General features: G+C 69.2%; 16 protein-coding genes and 2 tRNA genes. 10 read left to right on the forward strand and 8 right to left on the reverse strand.

From position 1 onward, the window contains the following. Positions 1-61 precede the first annotated feature (61 nt). The gene (locus OM513_RS05675; protein WP_264943187.1) at positions 62-892 is read right to left on the reverse strand and encodes an SDR family NAD(P)-dependent oxidoreductase; all 831 of its coding nucleotides are present in this window, start codon (positions 890-892) and stop codon (positions 62-64) included. Between the two features lie 87 nt (positions 893-979). On the opposite strand from OM513_RS05675, the gene OM513_RS05680 reads away from it, so the two are divergent. Continuing rightward, positions 980-1891, forward strand: coding sequence for an AraC family transcriptional regulator (locus OM513_RS05680; RefSeq protein WP_264943188.1), 912 nt, complete (start codon positions 980-982; stop codon positions 1889-1891). A gap of 12 nt (positions 1892-1903) precedes the next feature. Here OM513_RS05680 and OM513_RS05685 read toward each other — a convergent pair whose 3' ends face one another. The 4 genes from OM513_RS05685 to OM513_RS05700 are packed head-to-tail and all read right to left on the reverse strand — an operon-like array spanning position 1904 to position 5563. After that, on the reverse strand, positions 1904-3055 hold the full coding sequence (locus tag OM513_RS05685) for an ABC transporter permease (protein WP_264943189.1): 1152 nt from the start codon (positions 3053-3055) through the stop codon (positions 1904-1906). Continuing rightward, a complete protein-coding gene (locus OM513_RS05690; RefSeq protein ID WP_264943190.1) occupies positions 3052-3972 on the reverse strand; it encodes an ABC transporter ATP-binding protein in 921 nt (306 codons plus the stop codon). Before OM513_RS05690 ends, OM513_RS05685 begins: the two co-directional genes overlap by 4 nt. Beyond that, positions 3969-4940, reverse strand: coding sequence for an HlyD family secretion protein (locus OM513_RS05695; RefSeq protein WP_264943191.1), 972 nt, complete (start codon positions 4938-4940; stop codon positions 3969-3971). Before OM513_RS05695 ends, OM513_RS05690 begins: the two co-directional genes overlap by 4 nt. After that, positions 4937-5563, reverse strand: a complete 627-nt coding sequence (locus OM513_RS05700; RefSeq protein ID WP_264943192.1) for a TetR/AcrR family transcriptional regulator — start codon at positions 5561-5563, stop codon at positions 4937-4939. The genes OM513_RS05695 and OM513_RS05700 overlap by 4 nt, the downstream gene beginning before the upstream one ends. A gap of 148 nt (positions 5564-5711) precedes the next feature. On the opposite strand from OM513_RS05700, the gene OM513_RS05705 reads away from it, so the two are divergent. Together OM513_RS05705 and OM513_RS05710 are read left to right on the forward strand one after the other, a co-directional pair. Next, complete coding sequence (locus OM513_RS05705; protein ID WP_264943193.1) at positions 5712-6419, forward strand: hypothetical protein; 708 nt, start codon at positions 5712-5714, stop codon at positions 6417-6419. A gap of 63 nt (positions 6420-6482) precedes the next feature. Continuing rightward, on the forward strand, positions 6483-7742 hold the full coding sequence (locus OM513_RS05710; protein ID WP_264943194.1) for an MgtC/SapB family protein: 1260 nt from the start codon (positions 6483-6485) through the stop codon (positions 7740-7742). A gap of 9 nt (positions 7743-7751) precedes the next feature. Here OM513_RS05710 and OM513_RS05715 read toward each other — a convergent pair whose 3' ends face one another. Together OM513_RS05715 and OM513_RS05720 are read right to left on the reverse strand one after the other, a co-directional pair. After that, positions 7752-9200 carry an NCS1 family nucleobase:cation symporter-1 gene (locus tag OM513_RS05715; RefSeq protein ID WP_264943195.1) on the reverse strand — a complete coding sequence of 483 codons (1449 nt, stop codon included), beginning with the start codon at positions 9198-9200 and terminating at the stop codon, positions 7752-7754. Positions 9201-9248: 48 nt separating this feature from the next. Then, on the reverse strand, positions 9249-10811 hold the full coding sequence (locus OM513_RS05720) for a M1 family metallopeptidase (protein ID WP_264943530.1): 1563 nt from the start codon (positions 10809-10811) through the stop codon (positions 9249-9251). A 189-nt stretch (positions 10812-11000) separates the two neighbouring features. On the opposite strand from OM513_RS05720, the gene lon reads away from it, so the two are divergent. The 5 genes from lon to OM513_RS05745 all read left to right on the forward strand — a co-directional run bounded on the left by lon (position 11001) and on the right by OM513_RS05745 (position 18754). Next, positions 11001-13412: an endopeptidase La gene (gene lon, locus OM513_RS05725; protein ID WP_264943196.1), complete on the forward strand. Its 2412-nt coding sequence runs from the start codon at positions 11001-11003 to the stop codon at positions 13410-13412. Positions 13413-13549: 137 nt separating this feature from the next. Continuing rightward, entirely contained in the window at positions 13550-13822 is a 273-nt protein-coding gene (locus tag OM513_RS05730; RefSeq protein WP_264943197.1) for an HU family DNA-binding protein, read from the forward strand. Between the two features lie 76 nt (positions 13823-13898). Continuing rightward, positions 13899-13973 (forward strand) — tRNA-Val (locus OM513_RS05735). Between the two features lie 271 nt (positions 13974-14244). After that, positions 14245-15924, forward strand: a complete 1680-nt coding sequence (locus tag OM513_RS05740; RefSeq protein WP_264943198.1) for a hypothetical protein — start codon at positions 14245-14247, stop codon at positions 15922-15924. 100 nt (positions 15925-16024) lie between these two features. After that, the gene (locus OM513_RS05745) at positions 16025-18754 is read left to right on the forward strand and encodes a TonB-dependent receptor domain-containing protein (protein ID WP_319951602.1); all 2730 of its coding nucleotides are present in this window, start codon (positions 16025-16027) and stop codon (positions 18752-18754) included. A 115-nt stretch (positions 18755-18869) separates the two neighbouring features. Here OM513_RS05745 and OM513_RS05750 read toward each other — a convergent pair whose 3' ends face one another. Next, positions 18870-19568 (reverse strand): prolyl hydroxylase family protein, encoded by a 699-nt coding sequence (locus tag OM513_RS05750; protein WP_380916281.1) that lies wholly within the window; start codon positions 19566-19568, stop codon positions 18870-18872. Positions 19569-19708: 140 nt separating this feature from the next. Between OM513_RS05750 and OM513_RS05755 the strand changes: the two genes are divergently transcribed. Further along, the gene (locus OM513_RS05755; protein ID WP_264943200.1) at positions 19709-20869 is read left to right on the forward strand and encodes a GspE/PulE family protein; all 1161 of its coding nucleotides are present in this window, start codon (positions 19709-19711) and stop codon (positions 20867-20869) included. 92 nt (positions 20870-20961) lie between these two features. After that, positions 20962-21038: transfer RNA gene (locus tag OM513_RS05760), tRNA-His, on the forward strand. Positions 21039-21055: the final 17 nt, after the last annotated feature.

Raw genomic sequence — 21055 nt, forward strand, 5'->3', positions numbered from 1 at the left:
CTGGATTGCGAAGGGGCGCCGCGATTGCGGCGCCCCTTTTCGTTGCGGCCGGCGCGGCGCGTCAGGCCGGTTCGGGCTGCGGCTCGAACATCGCGCGCATCCGATCGGCATAATGCGCCTCTGATGTGGACCAGCGTAGCGCCGCCAGCATCTTCGTGTCGGCGCCCGCCGGGAAGCGCAGCCTGCGCCCGTTCTCCGTCGCGGCGGCATGCACGGCCTCGGCGACTTCCGCCTCGGTGCAATAGGCGGTGGGATAATCGGCCATCCGCGCGAAACAGCCCTGGGCGAACGCGGCGTAGTCGGCGGGTATCAGCCCCTGCATCCGCGGCCCGCCGTTGGCGGTGAAGGCGGTGGTGGGCGCATAGCCGGGCTCCACGATCCGCGCCGCGATCCCGAAGGGGTGCAGCTCATAGGCCAGCGCCTCGGTGAACCCCTCCACCGCCCATTTGCTCGCGGTATAGGCGGCCACCAGCGGCATCGGCGCGATCGCCGCGCTGGAGGTGAGGTTCACGATCGTCCCCCCGCCCTGGCGCCGCATCAGCGGGATGATCGCGCGGCACATGGCGAAGGTGCCGAAGCTGTTGGTCTCGAACAGTTCGCGCACCGTGGCGTCGGGCGTCGCCTCGTACGCGGAGGCCAGCCCGATGCCCGCGTTGTTCACCAGCACGTCGATCGCGCCGAAATGCGCTGCGCCCCCGGCGATGGCCGCGGCGATGCTGTCCGCGCCGGTCACGTCGAGTTGCAGCAGCTTCAGCCGCGGGCTCGGCGCGAAGACGGCCGGATCGGGCCGCCGCATCGTCGCGATCACATTCCATCCGCGATCGAGGAACAGCCCGGCGATCGCCTTGCCATAGCCTGAGGAAGTGCCGGTAATCAGAACGGTCTTAGTCATGCGAGCCTCCATTGTCGAAAGCCTGCATAGACAGACCGTTTGGATGATCTATAATCATAGCTCTAGAATTGATTATGGATCGTCCAGATGGACCCGCTCAGCGACCTGATTGCCCTGCTCCGCCCGCACACCGCGCTTTCAAAGGCGATCACCGGGCGCGGCACATGGGGCGTGCGCTATGCCGCGCAGGACGTGCCCGGCTTTGCGCTGGTGATCGAGGGGGGCTGCTGGCTCACGCTGGCGGGGCAGGCGCCGGTGCGGCTGGCGGCGGGCGATTTCGTGCTGCTCCCCTCCACCCCGGCGTTCGAGATGGCGAGCAGCCCCGGCGCCGCCTGCGTTCCCGGCGTGCCTGCGGGCCTGCCGGTGCGGCATGGCGATCCGGCGGGCGACCCCGATTTCCGCATGCTGGGCGGCAGCTTCGAGATCGACCGGGTCAATGCGCCGCTGCTGCTCGCGCTGCTGCCCGCGATGATCCATGTCCGCGCCGGCGAGCGGGACACGGGGCGGCTCTCGCGCATCGCGGCGCTGATCCTGGACGAATGCGATGCGGACCGGCCCGGGGGCGACATGATCCTGGGCCGCCTGCTGGAGGTGCTGCTGGTTGAGGCATTGCGCGAGCAGCCGGTGGCCGGGGGCGGCGCGGTGGCCGGCCTGCTGGCGGGGATGCGCGATCCCGCGCTCGCCCGCGCGCTGGGCGCGATCCATGCCGAGGTGCGCGCGTCCTGGACGGTGGCCGGGCTGGCGCGCGTGGCGGGCATGTCGCGATCGGCGTTCGCGGCCCGCTTCGGAACGGCGATGGGCTGCGCGCCGATCGAATATCTCGCGCGGTGGCGGATGGCGCTGGCGCGGCATGCGCTGAGCCTGGGCGGCAAGACGCTGGACCGGATCGCGGAGGAGATCGGCTATGAATCCGCCAGCGCCTTCAGCACCGCGTTCCGCCGCCGCATGGGCTGTTCGCCTGGGGCCTTCGCGCGCAGTCCCGCCGCGGCCGTTCCCTGAGGCGCACGCCCCTCAGTCCAGCGTCGTGCGGTATCGGGCCAGCGCCAATGCGGTGACGGTGCATACGAACACCGCCAGCGCCAGGATGCTCGGCGCCATCTCCGCCAACGTCTGCCCCTTCAGCAGCGCGCCGCGCACCACGCGCAGGAAATGCGTCACCGGGATCACCGTGCCGATCGCCTGTGCCCATTCGGGCATGCCACGGAAGGGGAACATGAAGCCCGAAAGCAGGATCGAGGGCAGCATGTAGAAAAACGACATCTGCATCGCCTGAAGCTGCGTCCGCGCGACCGTGGAGATCAGGAAGCCCAGCGCCAGGCTGCCGATGATGAACAGCAGCAGTCCCAGCGCCAGCCCGGCCCAGCCGCCCGCCATCGGCACCCCGAACAACAGCCGCCCCAGCCCCAGGATCACCATCGCCTGAACGGCGCCCACCGCGACATAGGGCGCCAGCTTGCCGATCATCACCTCGATCGGCTGGGCGGGGGTGGCGAGCAGGCTTTCCATCGTGCCGCGCTCATGCTCGCGGGTTACGCCCAGCGCGGTCATCATCACCAGCGTGAGCGACAGGATCACGCCCAGCAGCCCGGGGACGATGTTGTAGGCGGTGATGTTCTCCGGGTTGAAGCGGCGGTGGACCACCAGCTCGAACGGCGGCGCCGATCCGGGCGAGCGGGCCAGCGCGCCGGTCAGCTCGCGCTTCAGCGCCTCCTGCGGCAACTGGGCGAGCGCGGCGAGCGCGCTGCCGGTGGCGCTGGGATCGGCGGCGTCGGCCTCGATCAGCACCTGCGCCCCGTCGCCGCGCACCACGCGGCGGCCGAAATCGCCGGGGATGGTGATGGCGAACTGCACCTCGCCGTCGCGCACCAGCCGGTCCAGCTCGGCGGGGGTGCGCGCCTGATGCTCGATGCGGAAATATCCGGTGCGCGCGATCGCGCTCAGCACCGATCGCGACATCGCCGAATTCTCCTGCACCAGAACGGCGGTGGGCAGGTTCTTCGGATCGTTGTTGATCGCATAGCCGAACAGCAGGAGCTGGACGAGCGGCACCGCCAGCAGCATCGCATAGGTCAGCTTGTCGCGGCGGAGCTGGGTGAACTCCTTGACCAGCACCGCCCAGATGCGGAGCCACGAAAAGCTGCTGCGGCGGCGCGGGGCGCTCATTGGAAATTGTCCCGGGCGTGCGCCATCAGGTGGATGAACACGTCCTCCAGCGTCGGCTCGGCAGGGGACCAGCGCAGCGGCGGCTGACGGTAGGGGGCGATCGCGGCCTCCAGCGCGGCGGGATCGGTGCCGCTGATGTGGAGCGCCAGGCCGAAGGGCGCGACCATCTCCACGCCCGGCTTGCCCGCGATCTCGCGCGCCAGCCGGTCGATGCCGGGGCCTTCGCCACGCCAGGTGTGGAGCTGAGACTGCGCGATCACCTCATCCGCGGTGCCGCGCGCGATCAGCTCGCCATAGGCGATATAGGCGATGTCGTGGCAGCGCTCGGCCTCGTCCATATAATGGGTGGAGACCAGCACGGTCAGCCCGCGCCCGGCCAGCGCGTGGATCTCGTCCCAGAAGGTGCGCCGCGCCAGCGGATCGACGCCCGCGGTCGGCTCGTCGAGCAGCAGCAGGCGCGGCTCGTGCAGCGTCGCGGCGGCCAGCGCCAGCCGCTGTTTCCATCCGCCAGAAAGCGTGCCCGACAGTTGCGCGCGCCGCTCCGCCAGCCCGAGCTGTTCCAGCGCGGCGTCCACCCGCTCGCTGCGCCGGTCCAGCTCGTGGACGCGCGCCGCGAACATCAGGTTCTCCGCCACCGTCAGATCCTCGTAGAGCGAGAAGCGCTGGGTCATATAGCCGGTCTGGCGCTTGATCTCGGCGGCGTCGGCGATGATGTCGAGGCCGAGCGCGGTGCCGCCGCCGCTGTCGGGCGTCAGCAGGCCGCACAGCATGCGCAGCGTGGTGGTCTTGCCCGAACCGTTGGGACCGAGGAAGCCGGTGATCCGCCCTTCGCCGACGCGGATGGCGACGTCCTTCACCACGCGACGCCCGCCGAAGCTCTTGTTCAGCCCCTGGACGTCGATCGCCGCGGCGCTCACAGCGGGACCACGTCGACCGGCAACCCCGGGTTCAGCCGCGTCACGTCGCCCTCCGGCCGCGCCTCGACCAGGAACACCAGCCGGTCGCGCGATTCGCGGCTGTAGATCACCGGCGGGGTGAATTCCGGCCGTGGGCTGACATAGGCGATCACCGCCGTCAGCCCCGCCGGGCAACCGTCGCACGCGAAGCGGACGCGGGCGCCGGGCCGGTATTTCGCCACCTGCGCCTCAGGCACGAAGAAACGCACGAACACCCGGTTGTCGGGGATCAGCGCGACGATCGGCTGGTTGGCGGCGGCATATTCGCCGGTCTGGTAGAACACATCCTCGATCCGGCCGGCGGCGGGGGCGTTTGGCGACATAGTGGCGGTGCGCGCGCTGGTCTGGCGCAGCGCCGCCTGGGCCTGGGCGACGCGGGCGTCGGCGGCGCGCACCTGATCCTCGCGCGCGCCCAGCGTCGCGGCTTCCAGCCGCTGGCGGGCGGCGGTGACCTGCGCGGCGGCGGCGTCATGCGCGGCCTTCGCGTCGTCCAGCCGCGCGCGCGGATAGAAGCCGCGGGTCACCAGCGGCTGCACCCGTGCCAGCGTGGCGCGGGTCTCGCGCTCCTGCGCCTCGGCGGCGTTCAGCTCGGCGCGGTACACGCCCAGCTCGGCGGGGCGCTGGCCCTTGCGGACGTCGTCGGCCTGGGCCAGCGCGGCGCGATATTCGGCCGCGGCCTGATCGTCCTGCGCCGCCTGCTGCTCGGGCTCGACGGCGAACAGCGGCGCACCCGCCGCCACCCGGTCGCCGCGCCGCACCGACACACGCGCCACCGATCCCGAAACGGGGGAGGCGAGGTACAGCGACTCGCCCTCGATATAGCCGGACAGCGACTGGGCGGGCTGGAACTGCGGGCTCAGCAGCCGCCACGCCAGAAAGCCCAGCGCCAGCGCGGCCAGCACGAACACCACGGCGCGTTGCGGCTTCATCGGCGCGTCTCCATTCCGGCAAGCACGGTTTCGACATGCTGGCGCGCCACCGCCGGCAAGTCCACATCGCCGGCGCCCAGCGGGGTGAAGGTCTCGCGCCAGATCACGCCCAGCAGCATCGGCGCCATCAGCGAAAAGGCGTGGGTGCGCGGATCGCCGGGGCGCAGCTCGCCGCGCGCCTGCCCCTCGGCGATCAGCCGCATGAGCAGCGACAGCGCGGGCTGGACCACCTCGTCGTGCCACACGCGCGCCAGTTCCGGGAAGTTGCGCGATTCGCCGATCACCATCTTCAGCACCGCGCCGACCGGCAGCTTCATCGCCAGCCCGGCGACGGTGGGCAGCAGCATGCGCACCAGATCGGGCACGCCCCCCTGCCATGCGGCGGCGGTGTCCAGCACCTTGCGCACATTGGGGCGCACGGCATCGGTGACGACCGCGCGGAACAGCGCCTCCTTGGTGTCGAAATAGCGGTAGATCGCGCCCTTCGAGAGCCCGGCGCGCGCGGCGATCTCGTCAATCCGTGCCGCCGCGAAGCCGCGTTCGGTGAACACCGCGATCGCCGCCGCGACGATCTCGCCGGGCCGGTCCGCCTTGCGGCGGCGCCATCTGGGTTCGGCGTTCACGGGAACTCCTTGCTGAACAGCTGGTCACTAACCATTGATGACCCAGCGGTCAACAAGTCGCGGGGTGCTTCCTTGTGGCACGCGGACGTTTCGCTTCCGCGTATTTGGCGGCTGCGAATCGCGCCTGGGGCAATTATGCTGCCTATCCGTGAGCCACGAACCGACAGATCCAGCCGGGACGGTCCACGATCCGCGTGAGAGATGGTATTCGCCCTATGGCGGGATCGAATTCGGGCTCAGCCTGCGCTGGCTGCTCGCGGGCACCTTGCTCTATGCGGTGCTGCTGCTGGTCGCGATGGCGGGGAGGCCGGATATCGCGACCTATCCGCTGATCGGCCCCAGCCTGTACCTGACGCCGGTGTTCGGCCTGCCGTTCGTGCTGGGCACGCTCAACCGGCCGGGGCGCACGCGGCGGATCGGCTATTTCCTGGTCCTGCTGCCCCTGGCGCACGTCGCGGCCAACTATGCCGCCTGGTATTACGCATCGAGCAGCTTCGATCTCGCCAATCCGGGCCTCGACCCGCAGCGAGACCGGATCGCGGGTGCGATCGGCGGGACGACCGGTGCGGCGCTGAGCCTGGGTCTCCTGCGGCTGGTGCAGCTCACCACGCCGGGCAGGCGCCACCTGGTCGCGATCCTGATCGGCATCGCCGCGCTGGGCGCGCTGGGGGCGGAGGCGATGGCGCGCGGGCTGCAATGGACCGACGCGCTGCGCCGCCTGGACGATCCCGGCCGCGCGATCCTGTGGTATGAGGCGGTGCATCTGCCCTGGCAGGCGCTGTTTGCGCTGTGGCTCGCCTGGCTGATGCGCAGGCCGCGCGAGCCGCGCCCGCCGCGCCCCGCGCTCGACGGCTGAGGCCGCCCCGCTTCGCACAGCTCCTCGCTTTCGCATCCGCGCCGGATCGCGTAGCAATTCGCGATGCTTGCCTGGATCGATGAGCCGATGCGCGCGCTGGCCGCGGCGCTGGCGGTGGGACTGCTGGTGGGGCTGGAGCGCGGTTGGCATCAGCGCGGCGAGCCCGACGGCGGCCGCGTCGCCGGTTTCCGCACCTTCGGCCTGATCGGGCTGGGCGGCGGCATCGCGGCGATGCTGCCCGATCTGGTCGCGGCGATGATCGCGGCGGGCACGGGCGCGGCGCTGGTGGCGGGCTATGCCGCGGCGCTGCGGCGCGACGAGAGCCTGTCGGCCACCACCACCGTCGTCGGGCTGATCACCTTCGGCCTGGGCTATCTCTCCGCGCGCGGAATGGCGGTGCAGGCGCTGGCGGCGGCGGCGGTTGTGATCGCCGTGCTGGCGGCGCGCACGCGGCTCCACGGCCTGCTCAAGGGGCTGTCGGAAAAGGAGATCGAGTCCGCGGTCCGCTTCGCGCTGGTGGCGCTGGTGGTGCTGCCGCTGCTGCCCGACACCGATTTCGGCCCCTATGACGCATGGAACCCGCACCGGATCTGGCTGGTGGTGGTGATCGTGCTGGGCCTGTCCTTCGCCGGTTACGTCGCCGCGCGCCGCTTCGGCCCGGAGCGGGGGCTGCTGGTGACCGCGCTCACCGGGGCGCTGGTCTCCTCCACCGCGGTCACCGCCACCTATGCGCGGCGGCTGCGCGAGAAGAGCGGGGCGGAACATGCGCTGGTCGCCGGGATCGCGCTCGCCTCCACGGTGATGCTGGTGCGCGTGCAGGTGCTCACCTTCATGCTCGCGCCCTATGCCAGCCTGTCGCTGGCGCTGACGATGATGCCGGCGCTGGTGGTGGCGCTGGCGCTCGCCGCGCTGGCGCTGCGCCGCAAGGGGGAGGGCGGCGAGACGGGCGAGGTCAAGCTGGGCAACCCGCTCGATTTCGGGCCGGCGCTGCTGCTGGCGGGGCTGGTGGCGGTGCTGGCGGTGGTCGGCCGCTGGGCGCTGGAACGCTGGGGCAGCCATGGCGTTGCGGCGCTGCTGGGCATCACCGGCATGGTGGACGTGGACGCCGCGGTGCTGACGCTGGCGGGATTCCCGCCGGGCACGATCGACGGCTGGACGGCAGGGGTGGTGCTTTCGATCCCGATCCTGGTGAACACCGCGATCAAGGGGCTGATGGCGCTGACCATCGCCGGGGGCAGGCAGGGCGTGCGCGCCTCCGCCCCGCTGTTCGCGGCGGTGCTTGCCTCGCTGGCGGGGATGCTGGCGGTGTGGCTGCTGGCGTGACGGCGCGGATCAGCGGCGAAGCTTCATCAGCCCCGTGTAGACCAGCAGCGCGATCGCCAGCCCGATGAACCAGGCATAGGGATAGGCCGCCGTCCAGAAGCCGCCGATCCAGCCGAAAGCGTCCGGCGCCACCGTCGCCAGGAAGCCGGGCAGGTTCGGCAGCACGCCCGCCGCAAAGGCGACCAGTGCCGCCGGGTTCCATCCGCCGCGATAGGCATAGGCGCCGTCGGCCCGATAGAGCGCTTCCACGTCGATCCGGGTGCGCCGCACGATCCAGTAATCGGCGATCAATATCCCGGCGATCGGGCCGAGCAGCGCGCTGTATCCGATCAGCCAGACGAAGATGTAGCCGCCGGTCGATTCCAGCAGTTTCCACGGCATGATCAGGATGCCCAGCGCCGCGGTGATCATCCCCCCGGTCCGGTAGCTGATCCGCGCCGGCCACAGCGACGAGAAGTCGTAGGCGGAGGAGACCAGGTTCGCGGCGATGTTGCACGAAACGGTGTCCACCGTGATCACGATCAGCCCCAGCAGCACGAACGGCCCCGCCAGCGTGCCCGCCAGCGCCACCGGGTCCCAGATCGCCGTGCCATAGATCACCACGGTCGCGCTGGTGGTGATCACGCTGGCCAGCGCGATCAACCCCATCATCGGCGGGAGGCCGATCGCCTGGCCCAGCGCCTGATCGCGCTGGCTGCGCGCGAAGCGGGTGAAATCGGGGATGTTCAGCGCCAGCGTGGCCCAATAGCCCACCATCGCGGTGAGCGCGGGCCAGAACACGCTCCAGAACTGCCCCTCCTTCGCCCCGCCGGGGCCGAAGGCAGAGGGCGTGTGGAAGATCGGGCCGAAACCTCCCGCCGCGCTCACCGCCCACCACACCAGCGCCGCGCAGATCAGGATCTTGGCCGGCGCGGTCCAGGTCTCCAGCCGCCGGATCGTCAGCAGCCCCTTGCGCACGAAGAAGAGCTGGATGCCCCAGAAGGCGATGAAGGCGGCGAACTGGGGGAAGCTGATGCCCAGCAGCGGCATCGGCGTGCCGCGCAGGTCCTGCCCCAGCAGCACGCCCAGCAGCGTCAGCAGCGCCGATCCGCCGATCCAGGTCTGGATGCCATACCATCCGCACGCCACCAGCGCGCGGGCCAGCGCGGGCAGCCGTGCGCCCGTGGTGCCGAAGGATGCGCGCACCAGCACGGCATAGGGGATGCCGTATCGCGCGCCCGCATGGCCGATCAGCAGCATCGGGATCAGCACGATGACGTTGCCCAGCAGCACCGTGAACGTTGCCTGCCCGGCCGACATGCCCTGTTCGACCAGCCCCGCCGCGAGCATCCAGCCCGAAACGGCTATGATCATGCCGATCCACAGCGCGGCGTAATGATACCAGATCCAGGTCCGCTGATCCGGCCCGGTAGGGGCCAGATCGGGGTTCCACAGGCTCGAATCCGTCGTGTCGTTCATGCCGTTTCCCCCCTTCGGCCTGCCGGGGCGCCAGCCCGCGGCGCCGGATCATCGCTTGAGCAGCTTCGCCTCCGGGTCCACCACCGGGATCACCCCGGCCGGCACCTTCACCACGCCCGTGCCGCCCTGCATCCCCACCTTGATGATGCTGCCGCGCACCGCGACCTCCACCGGCAGCGGGAAGGGCTTTCCGCCCGGCGCCTTCCACGCCAGCTTCAGCACGTCGCCCGTATGCACCGCCTCCAGCCGCGGCAGCGCGGCCTGGCGCAGATAGACGTCGAAGAACCAGCCATAGTCGCGCCCGGTGACCTGGTTCACGATGGCGACGAACTCGGCGGTGGAGGCGAAGCGCGGCTTGAAATTGCCGGGCCTGGGATCGGGGCGGCCATAGACGATGCGGCGCGTCACCTCCCAGAAGGCCTTGTCGCCGATCGTGTTGCGCAGCGTGTGGAGCATCCACGCGCCCTTGTAATAGATGTCGCCGGCCGGGCCGCCCAGCGCCTCTTCATAGACCTCTTCCTCGATCCGGACGCGGCCGGAAACGAGCGGGGCGTTGTTGACGATCATCGCGCGGAACTCGGCCATCATCCGCTTGTACTGTGCCTCGCCGCCGATGGTGCGGCCGTACAGCGGCTGCATGTACTGGGCATAGCCCTCGTGCAGCCAGAAATCGTCCCAGTTGGCCACCGTCATCTGGTTGCCGAACCATTCGTGCGCCAGCTCGTGCTGGAACAGCCAGTCGAAGCCGTTGCCGTCGTTCGCGTAGTTGTTGCCATAGGCGTTGAGCGTCTGGTGCTCCATGCCCAGGTGCGGCGTCTCGACGATCGCCAGCTTCTCCTTGCCCCAAGGATAGGGGCCGACGAACTTCTCGAAGAAATCCAGCGTCGGCCGGAATTCGGCGAACAGCTCGCGCGCCTGCGCGTCGCGGCCGATGTGCCAGAAGCTGAGCGGGATGAAATTGCCGAAGCGGCTGCGATAGCGCGCGCTCAGCTCGCTGTAGGGGCCGGCGGCCAGCGTGATATTGTACGGATTGATCGGCCCGCTCTTCCAATGCCAGGTGGAGCGGCCGTCGGGCAGACGGTCCACCCCGGTCAGCACGCCGTTGGAGGGCGCGGAAAGGCCGGCGGGCACGGTGACGTGGATCGTCGCGCCGCCCGGCTCGCCCTGCGGGAAATCCAGGCAGGGCCAGAACAGGTCGCAGCCATAGCCCTGCGCGGTGGTGGCCACCCATGGCTTGCCGTCGGCGGTGCGCGCCCATACCAGCCCGTCGTCCCAGGGCGGGTTCACCGCCACATGCGGGCGCCCGCCATAGGCGATGCGCGCGACCAGCTTCGCGCCCGCCGCCGCGGGGCGGGGCAGCGTGATGACGAGCTGGCCGTCCGGGTTCGTCCATGCGCCGGGGGCCAGCGCCTTCCCGTCGATGCTAACCGCGCTCACCGGCAGGTTGCGGTCCAGGTCGATCAGCAGCCGCGTCTGCGGCGCGGAGGTGGTGATGGTCAGCGTCGCGACGCCCTTCAGCGCCTCTTCGCCGGGCAGTATCTCCACCGCCAGATCGACATGGTCCAGCCGCAGCGCCGCGCGCTCGGGCACCAGCACGCCGCCGGATCGCATGGTCACCTCGGTCAGCGGCAGCGGCCCCGGATCGGGCGCGGCGGCGGCAAGCGGCAGCGCCGCGACGGCGAGCAGCAGCGGGGCGAGCGGCCGTGCGGTCAAGCTTTCCTTCCTTCCATGATTGATGCCGCGGCGGCACTACCCATATAGTGGTCAAGTGAGGCCCGGAATCGGGCCGCCGGAGTACCCATGAAGCAATCCTATCCCGTTCTTCCGCTTCGCGACATCGTCGTGTTCCCGCACATGATCGTGCCGCTGTTCGTCGGCCGCGACAAGTCGGTCGCCGCGCTCGAGGCCGCGATGGCCGACGACAAGGAGATCTTCCTCGTCGCCCAGCTCGATCCCAGCGAGGACGATCCCCAGCGCGAGGACCTCTACGATACCGGCGTCTCGGCCGAGGTGCTCCAGCTCCTGAAGCTGCCCGACGGCACGGTGCGCGTGCTGGTGGCGGGCAAGGAGCGTGGCCAGCTCGATGCGATAGAGGAGGCCGGCGGCTTCCTGACCGGCAAGGTCAGCCCCGTTCCCGCGAGCGAGGTGACCGGCGAGAACGCCAGCGCCGAGCTGAAGGCGCTGATGCGCTCCGTGATCGAGCAGTTCGAGAATTACGCCAAGCTCAACCGCAAGCTGCCGGCGGAGACCGCGGTGCAGCTCGCCGAGCTCGACGATCCCAGCCGCCTGGCCGATTCGGTCGCCTCCAACATCGCCGTGAAGGTTGCCGACAAGCAGGCGCTGCTCGTCGAGCAGGACCCGCAGAAGCGGCTGGAGATGGTGTTCGCCTTCATGGAAGGCGAGCTGGGCGTGCTCCAGGTCGAGAAGAAGATCCGCAGCCGCGTGAAGCGGCAGATGGAGAAGACCCAGCGCGAATATTACCTGAACGAGCAGCTCAAGGCGATCCAGCGCGAGCTGGGCAACGAGGGCGAGGAAGGCGAGGGCGACGAGATCGCCGAGCTGACCCAGAAGATCGCCACGCTGAAGCTTTCCAAGGAAGCGCGCACCAAGGCGCAGGCCGAGCTGAAGAAGCTGAAGACCATGGCGCCGATGAGCGCCGAGGCCACGGTGGTGCGCAATTACATGGACGTGCTGCTGGGCCTGCCCTGGGGCAAGAAGTCGAAGCTGAAGAAGGATCTGGTGGAGGCGGAGAATGTCCTCGACGCCGATCACTATGGGCTTGAGAAGGTCAAGGACCGGATCGTCGAATATCTCGCGGTCCAGGCGCGCACCAACAAGCTGAAGGGGCCGATCCTGTGCCTGGTCGGCCCGCCGGGCGTGGGCAAGACCAGCCTGGGCAAGTCGATCGCCAAGGCGACGGGGCGCGAGTTCATCCGCCAGTCGCTGGGCGGCGTGCGCGACGAGGCCGAGATCCGCGGCCACCGCCGCACCTATATCGGCTCGCTGCCGGGCAAGATCGTCACCAATCTCCGCAAGGCGGGGACCAGCAACCCGCTGTTCCTGCTCGACGAGATCGACAAGCTGGGCCAGGATTTCCGCGGCGATCCCGCGAGCGCGCTGCTCGAGGTGCTGGACCCGGAGCAGAACAGCAAGTTCAACGACCATTATCTGGAGATCGACATCGATCTTTCGGACGTGATGTTCGTCACCACCGCGAACACGCTGAACCTGCCGCAGCCGCTGCTCGACCGGATGGAGATCATCCGGCTGGAGGGCTATACCGAGGACGAGAAGGTCGAGATCGCCGAGCGCCACCTGATCGCCAAGCAGATCGAGGCGCATGGCCTGAAGGACGGCGAGTTCACGCTGACGCAGGAGGGCCTGCGCGCGCTGATCCAGCAATATACGCGCGAGGCGGGCGTCCGCACGCTGGAGCGCGAGATCGCCAAGCTGGCCCGCAAGGCGCTGCGCAAGATCCTGGAGGGCAAGGCGGAGAGCGTGACAATCACGCCCGGCAACCTCTCCGAGTTCGCCGGCGTGCAGAAATACCGCCACGGCCTGTCGGAGGAAGAGCATCAGATCGGCGCCGTCACCGGCCTGGCCTGGACCGAGGTGGGCGGCGAGCTGCTGACCATCGAGAGCGTGACCGTGCCCGGCAAGGGCGCGATCAAGACCACCGGCAAGCTGGGCGACGTGATGAAGGAATCGGTCGAGACCGCCTTCAGCTTCGTCAAGGCGCGCAGTCCGGCCTATGGGATCAAGCCCAGCGTGTTCGGGCGCAAGGACGTCCACGTCCACCTGCCCGAAGGCGCGGTGCCCAAGGACGGGCCGAGCGCGGGCATCGGCCTGGTGACGTCGCTGGTGTCGACCCTGACCGGCATCGCGGTCCGCCGCGACGTGGCGATGACCGGCGAGGTGACGCTGCGCGGCCGCGTGCTGCCGATCGGCGGGCTGAAGGAAAAGCTGCTCGCGGCGCTGCGCGGCGGCATCAAGACCGTGCTGATCCCGACCGAGAACGAGAAGGACCTGGCGGAGATTCCGGCCAACATCCGTGCCGGGCTGGAGATCATCCCGGTGAAGCATGTCGACGAGGTGCTGCGCCTGGCGCTGACCGAGCCGCTGAGCGCCATCGACTGGACCGATGCGGACGAGCTGGCGGCGCAGCCGCCGGCCGGCATGCCGGGCATCTCCGGGCCTGCGCATCGCCACTGAAACGGTTGGGCTTTTCGCCGTTCCGGGCGGAAACAAGGCGGAATTGCGTTGACGGCGGCGGCGCCGCCGTGCTTGCTGGCGTATCCGCCGCGAGCATGGAGTCACGGCGCCGCCGCCAAAAAGGGGATCCCCGGAAGATGAACAAGCAGGAGCTTATCAGCCAGGTCGCGGAGACCTCTGGGCTCGGAAAGGGCGACGCCACCCGCGCCGTCGAGGCTGTGTTCGAAGCGATCCAGACCGCCCTGAAGAAAGGCGACGAGGTGCGTCTCGTCGGTTTCGGCACCTTCTCGGTCAGCAAGCGCAAGGCCTCGATGGGCCGCAACCCGCGCACGCGCGAGCCGATGCCGATCCCGGCCACCTCGCAGCCCAAGTTCAAGGCGGGCAAGGGCCTGAAGGACGCGGTCAACTGATATGGCGAACGGGGGGCTGGACAGGCGGCTGCGCGCCGCCTAAAGGCCCGCTTCCCGCTTCGCCCGAATGGGCAATGGGCGCGTAGCTCAGTGGTAGAGCACTGTGTTCACACCGCAGGGGTCGCAAGTTCAATCCTTGCCGCGCCCACCATATAGAAAGGCCCGCCGGTCCCCCCAGACCGGCGGGCCTTTTGCTTGTGGCGATGGCGCGGCGGCGCCGCCCGCCGGGCCGCATCCGGCGCATGTTGCCCCGCAGCATCGTCATAATCCCGTCATTTTACTGACCCGCTAGAGTCTTCGAACTCGCACGCCCGAGTCATGCTCCGTCCGTAGCGCGGCCCTTGCGATCGGCAGGGGGAACCGAGTCGATCCCGCACGACCCGCACCCGCTCAACCCGGCCTTCCGCCGGAACGGAGATTTTATGGCAAGCATGCACCGCCGTCTTGGCCTCATCCTCATGACAAGCTGCGCCGGCGTAGCGCTGAGCGCCTGCGATGGCGCCGTGAGCGTCGGTTCGCCCGGTGAGGGCGTGATCGTCGTTCCCGCGCCGGCTCCCGCGCCGACCCCGACGCCGACCCCGACCCCGACGCCGACCCCGGGTACTCCGGCCGCGTCCTGCCCGTCGGGCACCACCGACGTGGGCGTCGTCGGCTCGTTCCGCGGCTGCCGCCTGCCGTCGCTGATCACCGGCACGACCACGCTCGCGAAGCTCCCGGGCGTCGCCTATGAGATCAACAGCCGCGTCGACGTGGGCATCGACATGGGCGGCGCCGGCACCGCTCCGGGCGGGTCGAGCGCGATCCTGACCGTGCAGCCCGGCGTGATCCTCTATGCCAACGCCTCGAACGCCGACAATGACTTCATGGTCATCAACCGTGGTTCGCGCATCCTGGCCGAGGGCACCGAGACGCTGCCGATCATCTTCACCTCGCAGCAGAACCTGGCCGGCACCGCGACCGAGGAGTCGCAGGGCCAGTGGGGCGGCCTGATCCTGGCCGGCCGCGCGCCTGTCTCGAACTGCAACCTGGGCGGCACCACCGGCGGCGCCGCGAACTGCGAGAACGTGGTCGAAGGCACCGGCACCGCGCTGTACGGCGGCAACGCGCCGGCCGACAACAGCGGCACGCTGCGCTACGTCCAGTTCCGCTTCTCGGGCACCACGCTGGCGCCCGACGTCGAGCTGCAGAGCCTGACGCTGGGCGGCGTGGGCTATGGCACCACGATCGATCACGTCCATTCGCACAACAGCTCGGACGACGGCATCGAGATCTTCGGCGGTCGCGCGAACATGAAGTATGTGGCGATCACCGGCGCCGATGACGACAGCTTCGACTTCGATGTGGGTTGGCGCGGCCAGGTGCAGTTCCTGCTGGCGGTGCAGAAGCCGACGAACACCCAGTCGGACAACTACATGATGGAGATCGACTCCAACAACAACGACGACGCGCTGCCGCGCACCTGGGGCCAGATCGCCAATTTCACGTTCGTCCACACCAACTCGAACGCCAACCAGCCGGCGCTTCGCATCCGCGGTGCGGCCGATGTCCGCCTGGTGAACGGCATCGTCGTGACGCCGAACGCCTGCATGGTCACCGCGGCCAGCGCGGTCGTGGGTGCCGACAAGACGACGATTCGCCCGGCGGACTCGACGCCCTCGAGCACCTCGCCGAGCGCCGCCGAGAGCCTGGGCGCGCTGGCCGACTTCGGCCCGCCGAAGCTCCAGTCGATGTACTTCGCCTGCGGCGCGACCAAATATGCCACCACCACGGTGAACGGCGTCAGCGTCACCGCGGCGGAGCAGCAGGCCTTTACCGAAATCCCGGGCAACAATGTGGAGATCAACGGCACCGCGGCGAACGCGCTGACCAGCGGCTTCCTGCCCGGCACGGGCGCCGCGGGCATCACCGCGGTGAACGCTGCGAACTTCAACCCGCAGCCCGCGTCCGGCCTGGCCGCGTTCTTCGTCAACGCCGCCTATCTCGGCGCGATCTCGCCGACGGCGGGCGATCCGAACGCGACCTGGTTCCAGAAGTGGACCTGCAACTCCAACCGGGCGAACTTCGGCTCGGCGAGCGGCAACTGCACCGCGCTGCCGCTCTGAGCTGACGCGCATCGCGGGGCGCGGGGCGGCCATGGCGCCGCTCCGCGCCTCGTTTCCAAATGACCACAGCCGGGATACGCCGATGAAAAAGCCGCTCGCCTTGGGGAGCCTTCTCCTCGCAACCACGCAGTTGGTGGCGCCCGCAGCGCTCGCCCAGCAGGTCCAGGACGCGACCGCTCCCGCCACGGAGGATGCCCCCGCCACGGAAGAGGCGCCGCAGGAAGCACCCGCCGACGAGGGTGTCGATATCTCCGCGCCCGGCATGGACATGCAGGGAACCGACGAGATCGTCGTCGTCGGCCGCAACATCCCCAATGTGGTGCGCGCCACGCCGCAGGTCGTATCGGTGCTTTCCACCGAGGAGATCGCACGTACCGGCGAAGGTGACATCGCGGGCGCGCTGACCCGCGTGACCGGCCTCAGCGTCGTCGGCAACGGCTTCGTCTATGTCCGCGGCCTTGGCGACCGCTATTCCTCGTCGATGCTCAACGGATCGCCGCTGCCCAGCCCGGAGCCGCTGAAGCGCGTCGTGCCGCTCGACATCTTCCCGACCAACGTCGTCGCATCGGCGCTGGTGCAGAAGAGCTATTCGGTGAACTATCCGGCCGAGTTCGGCGGCGGCGTGATCAACCTCACGACCCGCGCCGTGCCGCGTGAGGCGTTCATCACCGCCGGCGCGTCGGTGGGTTTCGACACGTCCACCACCAGCGAGCTGGGCTATGTCTATGACGGCGGCGAAGCCGATTTCTTCGGCTATGACTCGGGCGAGCGCGACGTTCCGTCGGTGATCCTGGACGCGGGGCGCAACCGCACCGCGATCCTGACGTCGAACCAGATCACCGGCCTGACCAACGCCGAGACGACGCTGGTCCAGACCAACTACCACATCCCGCCCAATCTTTCGTGGGACCTGAGCGCGGGCGGATCGATCGACGTCGGCACCGTGCGCCTGGGCGCGATCGCGGCAGGCGGCTTCAGCAACTCGTGGCGCACGCGCGATGCGATCCAGCAGTTCGCCGGCGACAACGACGGCGGCCTGACCAAGGATTTCCGCACCGTAACCACCGACAACCGCGTGCTGGTGAACGGCCTGCTGGGCCTGGGCGCGGAGTTCGGCGAGCACAAGATCCGCCTGACCAACGTCTACATCCACGACACGATCAAGCAGACCAGCCTGGGTGCGGGCGGCGAAGGCAACAACTTCGACGTGATCAACGGCAACCAGCCGTTCATCGACCAGTCGACCAACTGGTTCGAGCGCCAGCTCATCAACTCGCAGATCGCGGGCGAATTCCGCTTCGGCGATCTCTCGGTCGATGCGCGCGGCTCCTATGCCAACACCAAGCGCAAGTCGCCGTATGAGCGCTATTTCCGCTACCAGTTCATCGAATCGATCTTCTCGACCCCGGTGAACGACTACGTCAACACGCTGGGCACGCTGACCCCGGCGACGGTGGCGTTCAGCGATCTGGACGAGACGCTGTGGGGCGGCCAGTTGGACCTCGCCTACCGCATCCCCACCGATTTCCCCTTCTCGGTCTCGGCGGGCTATTATTACAGCGACACCGACCGCTTCTCGAGCCGTTACCAGTTCCAATATTACGGCCCGAACGGCAGCTCGCTGCCGCTGGTGCTCGGCCAGCTCCGGCCCGATTACCTGCTGTCGGACGATACCATCCTCAACGGCTGCTCGCGCTGGATCCCGGGTTTCACCGGAACGAGCTGCATCGAGCTGCACAACACCACCGCGGCCTCGGGCGCGGCGGAATATGAGGGCGCGCTGACGATCAACGCCGGCTATGGCCAGGTGGAGATCGAGCCGATCGCCGATCTGCGCGCCACCGTGGGCGTGCGTTACGAGGATGCGGTGGAGAGCGTCGACACCAGCGGCCTGCTCAACACGCGCCTCGCCAACGGCTACTGGCTGCCGGCGGCGACGCTGACCTGGGGTTTCCGCGAGAACTGGCAGCTTCGCCTGCATGCGTCGAAGACGATCGCGCGCCCGCAGTTCCGCGAGCTCGCGCCCCAGCTCTACACCGATTACGACACGGGCCGTCAGTTCTTCGGCAACCCGCTGCTCAACGACTCGCAGCTCTACAACTATGAGGCGCGGCTCGAATGGTTCTTCGGGCGCGACCAGCGGGTGACCGCGGCGGGCTTCTACAAGAAGATCAAGAACCCGATCGAGACGGTGGCCTTCTTCCCCGGCGGCGCCAACTCGCCGCAGGTCGGCTTCTCCTATGCCCCCGGCGCGATCCTGTGGGGCGGCGAGGTCGATGTGCAGAAGTATTTCCCGCTCGACTTCCTCGGTTCGGGCTTCGAGACGCGGCGCCTGCTGCTGGCGGCGAACTATACCTACACCAAGTCGGAGCTGCAGGTCGGCACCGAGCTGGTGCCGAGCCCGCTGCAGGGCGCGGTGGCGACCTATGTCCCGGCGAACAACCTGTTCGTCGACGGCGATCCGCTGGTCGGCCAGTCGAACCACATCGCCAACTTCCAGTTCGGCATCGAGGACAAGGAAACCACCTCGCAGCTCACCTTCCTGGCGACCTACGCCAGCGAGCGCGTGACCACCCGCGGCCCCGTGCCGCCGAGCGGCACCGGCGTTCCGGAGCCGAACATTGTCGAGCTGCCGGGCTGGCGTTTCGACATCGTCGCGCGTCAGGGATTTCGCGTGCTGGGCACCGATCTTGAGATCAAGTTCGAGGCGCGGAACATCACGCGGCGGAAGTATGAGGAATATCAGGTCTTCCCGAACGGTGTGCGGCGTGACATCAATAGCTACGCGCTGGGCCGGAACTTCTCGATCGGGCTTAGCGCGACCTTTTGACCAGGCCAAAAGGGGGATCAGGCCCGGGCTCCGCAACGGCGGGCCCGGGCCTTTTCCGTTGCGGGACCATCGTTTTCGTTCCGAATACTGGCGGGCGGGGACGGTTACCGGCGGCTCACCAGCCCCAGGGGCGCTCGCGATACCATTTGGTGATCACATATTTCCGCCCGGCGCGGACCTTCATCGCATGATGCAGCGTCGAAGGGTTCGGCGTGCCGTTGGGACGCAGGTTGTTCCAGGTGACCAGCTTGCCGGTTTCCGGCTGGATGATCTTGTCGAGCGCCTTGAACCGGGTCGCGCCGCCGGCCTCGACATCGTTGAGATAGACCATCGCCGTCCAGGTCCGCTGGCCCGCGATCGTGCAGAATTTGGCGAAATCGGCGCCCGAGGGCTCGAAATAGTCGGTGTGCGCCTTGAACTCCTGCCCGATCTCATAGCGCTGGCCCTGGAGCGGCTCGCCGTGCGCGGGATCGAGGCCCAGGAAGTCCGCGATCCGCGCCTCCACCCCGGCGACAAGCGGGTCGGCCGGGTCCAGGTCGCACGTCTCGCTGGTGCGGAAGGCATAGTCGCCATTGTGATCGGAGATGGTGGACGGGCGCCGGTCCGCCTCGATCCGCTCGACCAGCGCGGCACAGGCCTCCGGCGTCAGGAAGTCGCGGACGACGAACAGCGAAACCTTGGGGCTGGGCACGCGCTGAACCCCGGGGTGGGCGGCGATGCGCGCCACCACCGGCTCCGAAGGGTGCCCCGAACCGAAGTTCGCGCCCATGTCGGCTGGCGTGGCGGCGGGCGTAGCGGCGGGAATCTCGGCCATCGCGGGCTTCTTGCCAAATCGCCGGAGCCGTTTCCAGTGCCGCCCGCAACTGCCATCGCGACGTAACAAAAGCGCAAGCGGCACGTCACAAAACCGCCCTACGCGGAACGCTCCAAAGGTAATCACGGCAAAGCTGCGGCATGGAGCTGGAAACCCAAGCGCTGGTGCTGGAACCGGAGGCGCGCCCCGCAGGCGCGCGCCCGGGCGGCGGCGCCGTGTCCGGGCTGGTCGGCACGATCCTGGCGGAAGCGGTCGCGCGCGAGGCGACCCATGTTCATCTGGAGCTGGGCGCGGAGGCGGCGCGCGTGCGCATGCGCGTGGCGGGGCGGCTGACCGAGCCGATGCCGGTGGCGGGCGGCGCCGAAGCCGCGGATGCGCTGCGCAGGCTGGACCTTGGCGGGTTGCGCGTCGCGGGCCGCGAGGTGAGCGTGGCGACGCTGGCCACGCCCGAGGCCGATCGCATCGTGCTTCACCTGGGCGCCCTGGCGCAGGGCAACGGCGCGCTCGAGGCGCTGGGCATGCGCGCGCCGCTGATCCAGTCGCTGGAGCCGCTGTTCGAGCGGCCGGAGGGGCTGGTGCTGGTGGCGGGGCCTCCCAAATCGGGCAAGCGCACCACGCTGCGCGCGCTGTTGCACCGGCTGGACAATGGCGCGCGCAACCTGCTGGCGGTCGAGGATTTCGATGGGCCGCCGATGCCGGGCGTCGGCCGGGTGATCGCCGATCCCGCGCGCGGATGCCGCGTGGCGGAGGGATTGCACGCGCTGCTGCGGCAGGATCCGGATGCCGTGCTGGTAAGCCGCGTCGCCGATCGCGAGACCGCCGCGGCGGCCCTGCAGGCGGCGCAGAGCGGCCGGCTCGTCCTTGCCGGCGTGCCTGCGCCGAACGCGGTGGGCGCGATCCGGCTGATGCGCGAGCTGCGCATCGAGCCCTTCCTGCTGGCCTCCACGCTGCGCGCGGTGATCGCGCAACGGCTGGTGAAGCGGCTGTGCCGTGAATGCCGCCAGCCGGTGCAGGCGCAGGGATCGGTATCGTCGCTGCTCGGCTTCGATCCGGGCGTGGTGGTCTATGCGCCGGCCGGCTGCGATGCGTGCGGCGGCACCGGCTATGACGGCATGACCGGGGTGTTCGAAGGGATTGTGGCCGATTCGGCGCTGCGCCGCCTGATCAATGACGGCGGCGATGAGGCGATCATCGCCCGCCACGCATTCCTGAACGCGCCGAACCTGGGGTCGGCCGCCCGCGCGCTGGCGCGCGAAGGCGTCACCACGCCCGAGGAAGCGGTGCGCGTGTCGCGCGGCTAGGGCCTGTTTCCCGGCCCCGCGAAACAGCGTTCGCAGGGCATGACATTATCTTGCGCTCGGCTGCGCCTGCGGCTAAGCGCGCATCCTTCGCGGCGATCGTAGCTCAGTTGGTTAGAGCACCGGTTTGTGGTACCGGGGGTCGCGGGTTCAAGTCCCGTCGATCGCCCCATTATCTTCCGAATCAGC

The organism is Sphingomonas canadensis, from assembly GCF_026013525.1.
Lineage (GTDB): Bacteria > Pseudomonadota > Alphaproteobacteria > Sphingomonadales > Sphingomonadaceae > Sphingomonas > Sphingomonas canadensis.

Bases quoted from the DNA above. Each gene is read 5' to 3' on its own strand.
- OM513_RS05675 (WP_264943187.1), bottom strand. From the start codon at position 892: ATGACTAAGACCGTTCTGATTACCGGCACTTCCTCAGGCTATGGCAAG.
- OM513_RS05680 (WP_264943188.1), top strand. From the start codon at position 980: ATGGACCCGCTCAGCGACCTGATTGCCCTGCTCCGCCCGCACACCGCG.
- OM513_RS05685 (WP_264943189.1), bottom strand. From the start codon at position 3,055: ATGAGCGCCCCGCGCCGCCGCAGCAGCTTTTCGTGGCTCCGCATCTGG.
- OM513_RS05695 (WP_264943191.1), bottom strand. From the start codon at position 4,940: ATGAAGCCGCAACGCGCCGTGGTGTTCGTGCTGGCCGCGCTGGCGCTG.
- OM513_RS05710 (WP_264943194.1), top strand. From the start codon at position 6,483: ATGCTTGCCTGGATCGATGAGCCGATGCGCGCGCTGGCCGCGGCGCTG.
- OM513_RS05715 (WP_264943195.1), bottom strand. From the start codon at position 9,200: ATGAACGACACGACGGATTCGAGCCTGTGGAACCCCGATCTGGCCCCT.
- OM513_RS05720 (WP_264943530.1), bottom strand. From the start codon at position 10,811: ATGCGATCCGGCGGCGTGCTGGTGCCCGAGCGCGCGGCGCTGCGGCTG.
- lon (WP_264943196.1), top strand. From the start codon at position 11,001: ATGAAGCAATCCTATCCCGTTCTTCCGCTTCGCGACATCGTCGTGTTC.
- OM513_RS05730 (WP_264943197.1), top strand. From the start codon at position 13,550: ATGAACAAGCAGGAGCTTATCAGCCAGGTCGCGGAGACCTCTGGGCTC.
- OM513_RS05740 (WP_264943198.1), top strand. From the start codon at position 14,245: ATGGCAAGCATGCACCGCCGTCTTGGCCTCATCCTCATGACAAGCTGC.
- OM513_RS05750 (WP_380916281.1), bottom strand. From the start codon at position 19,568: ATGGCCGAGATTCCCGCCGCTACGCCCGCCGCCACGCCAGCCGACATG.
- OM513_RS05755 (WP_264943200.1), top strand. From the start codon at position 19,709: ATGGAGCTGGAAACCCAAGCGCTGGTGCTGGAACCGGAGGCGCGCCCC.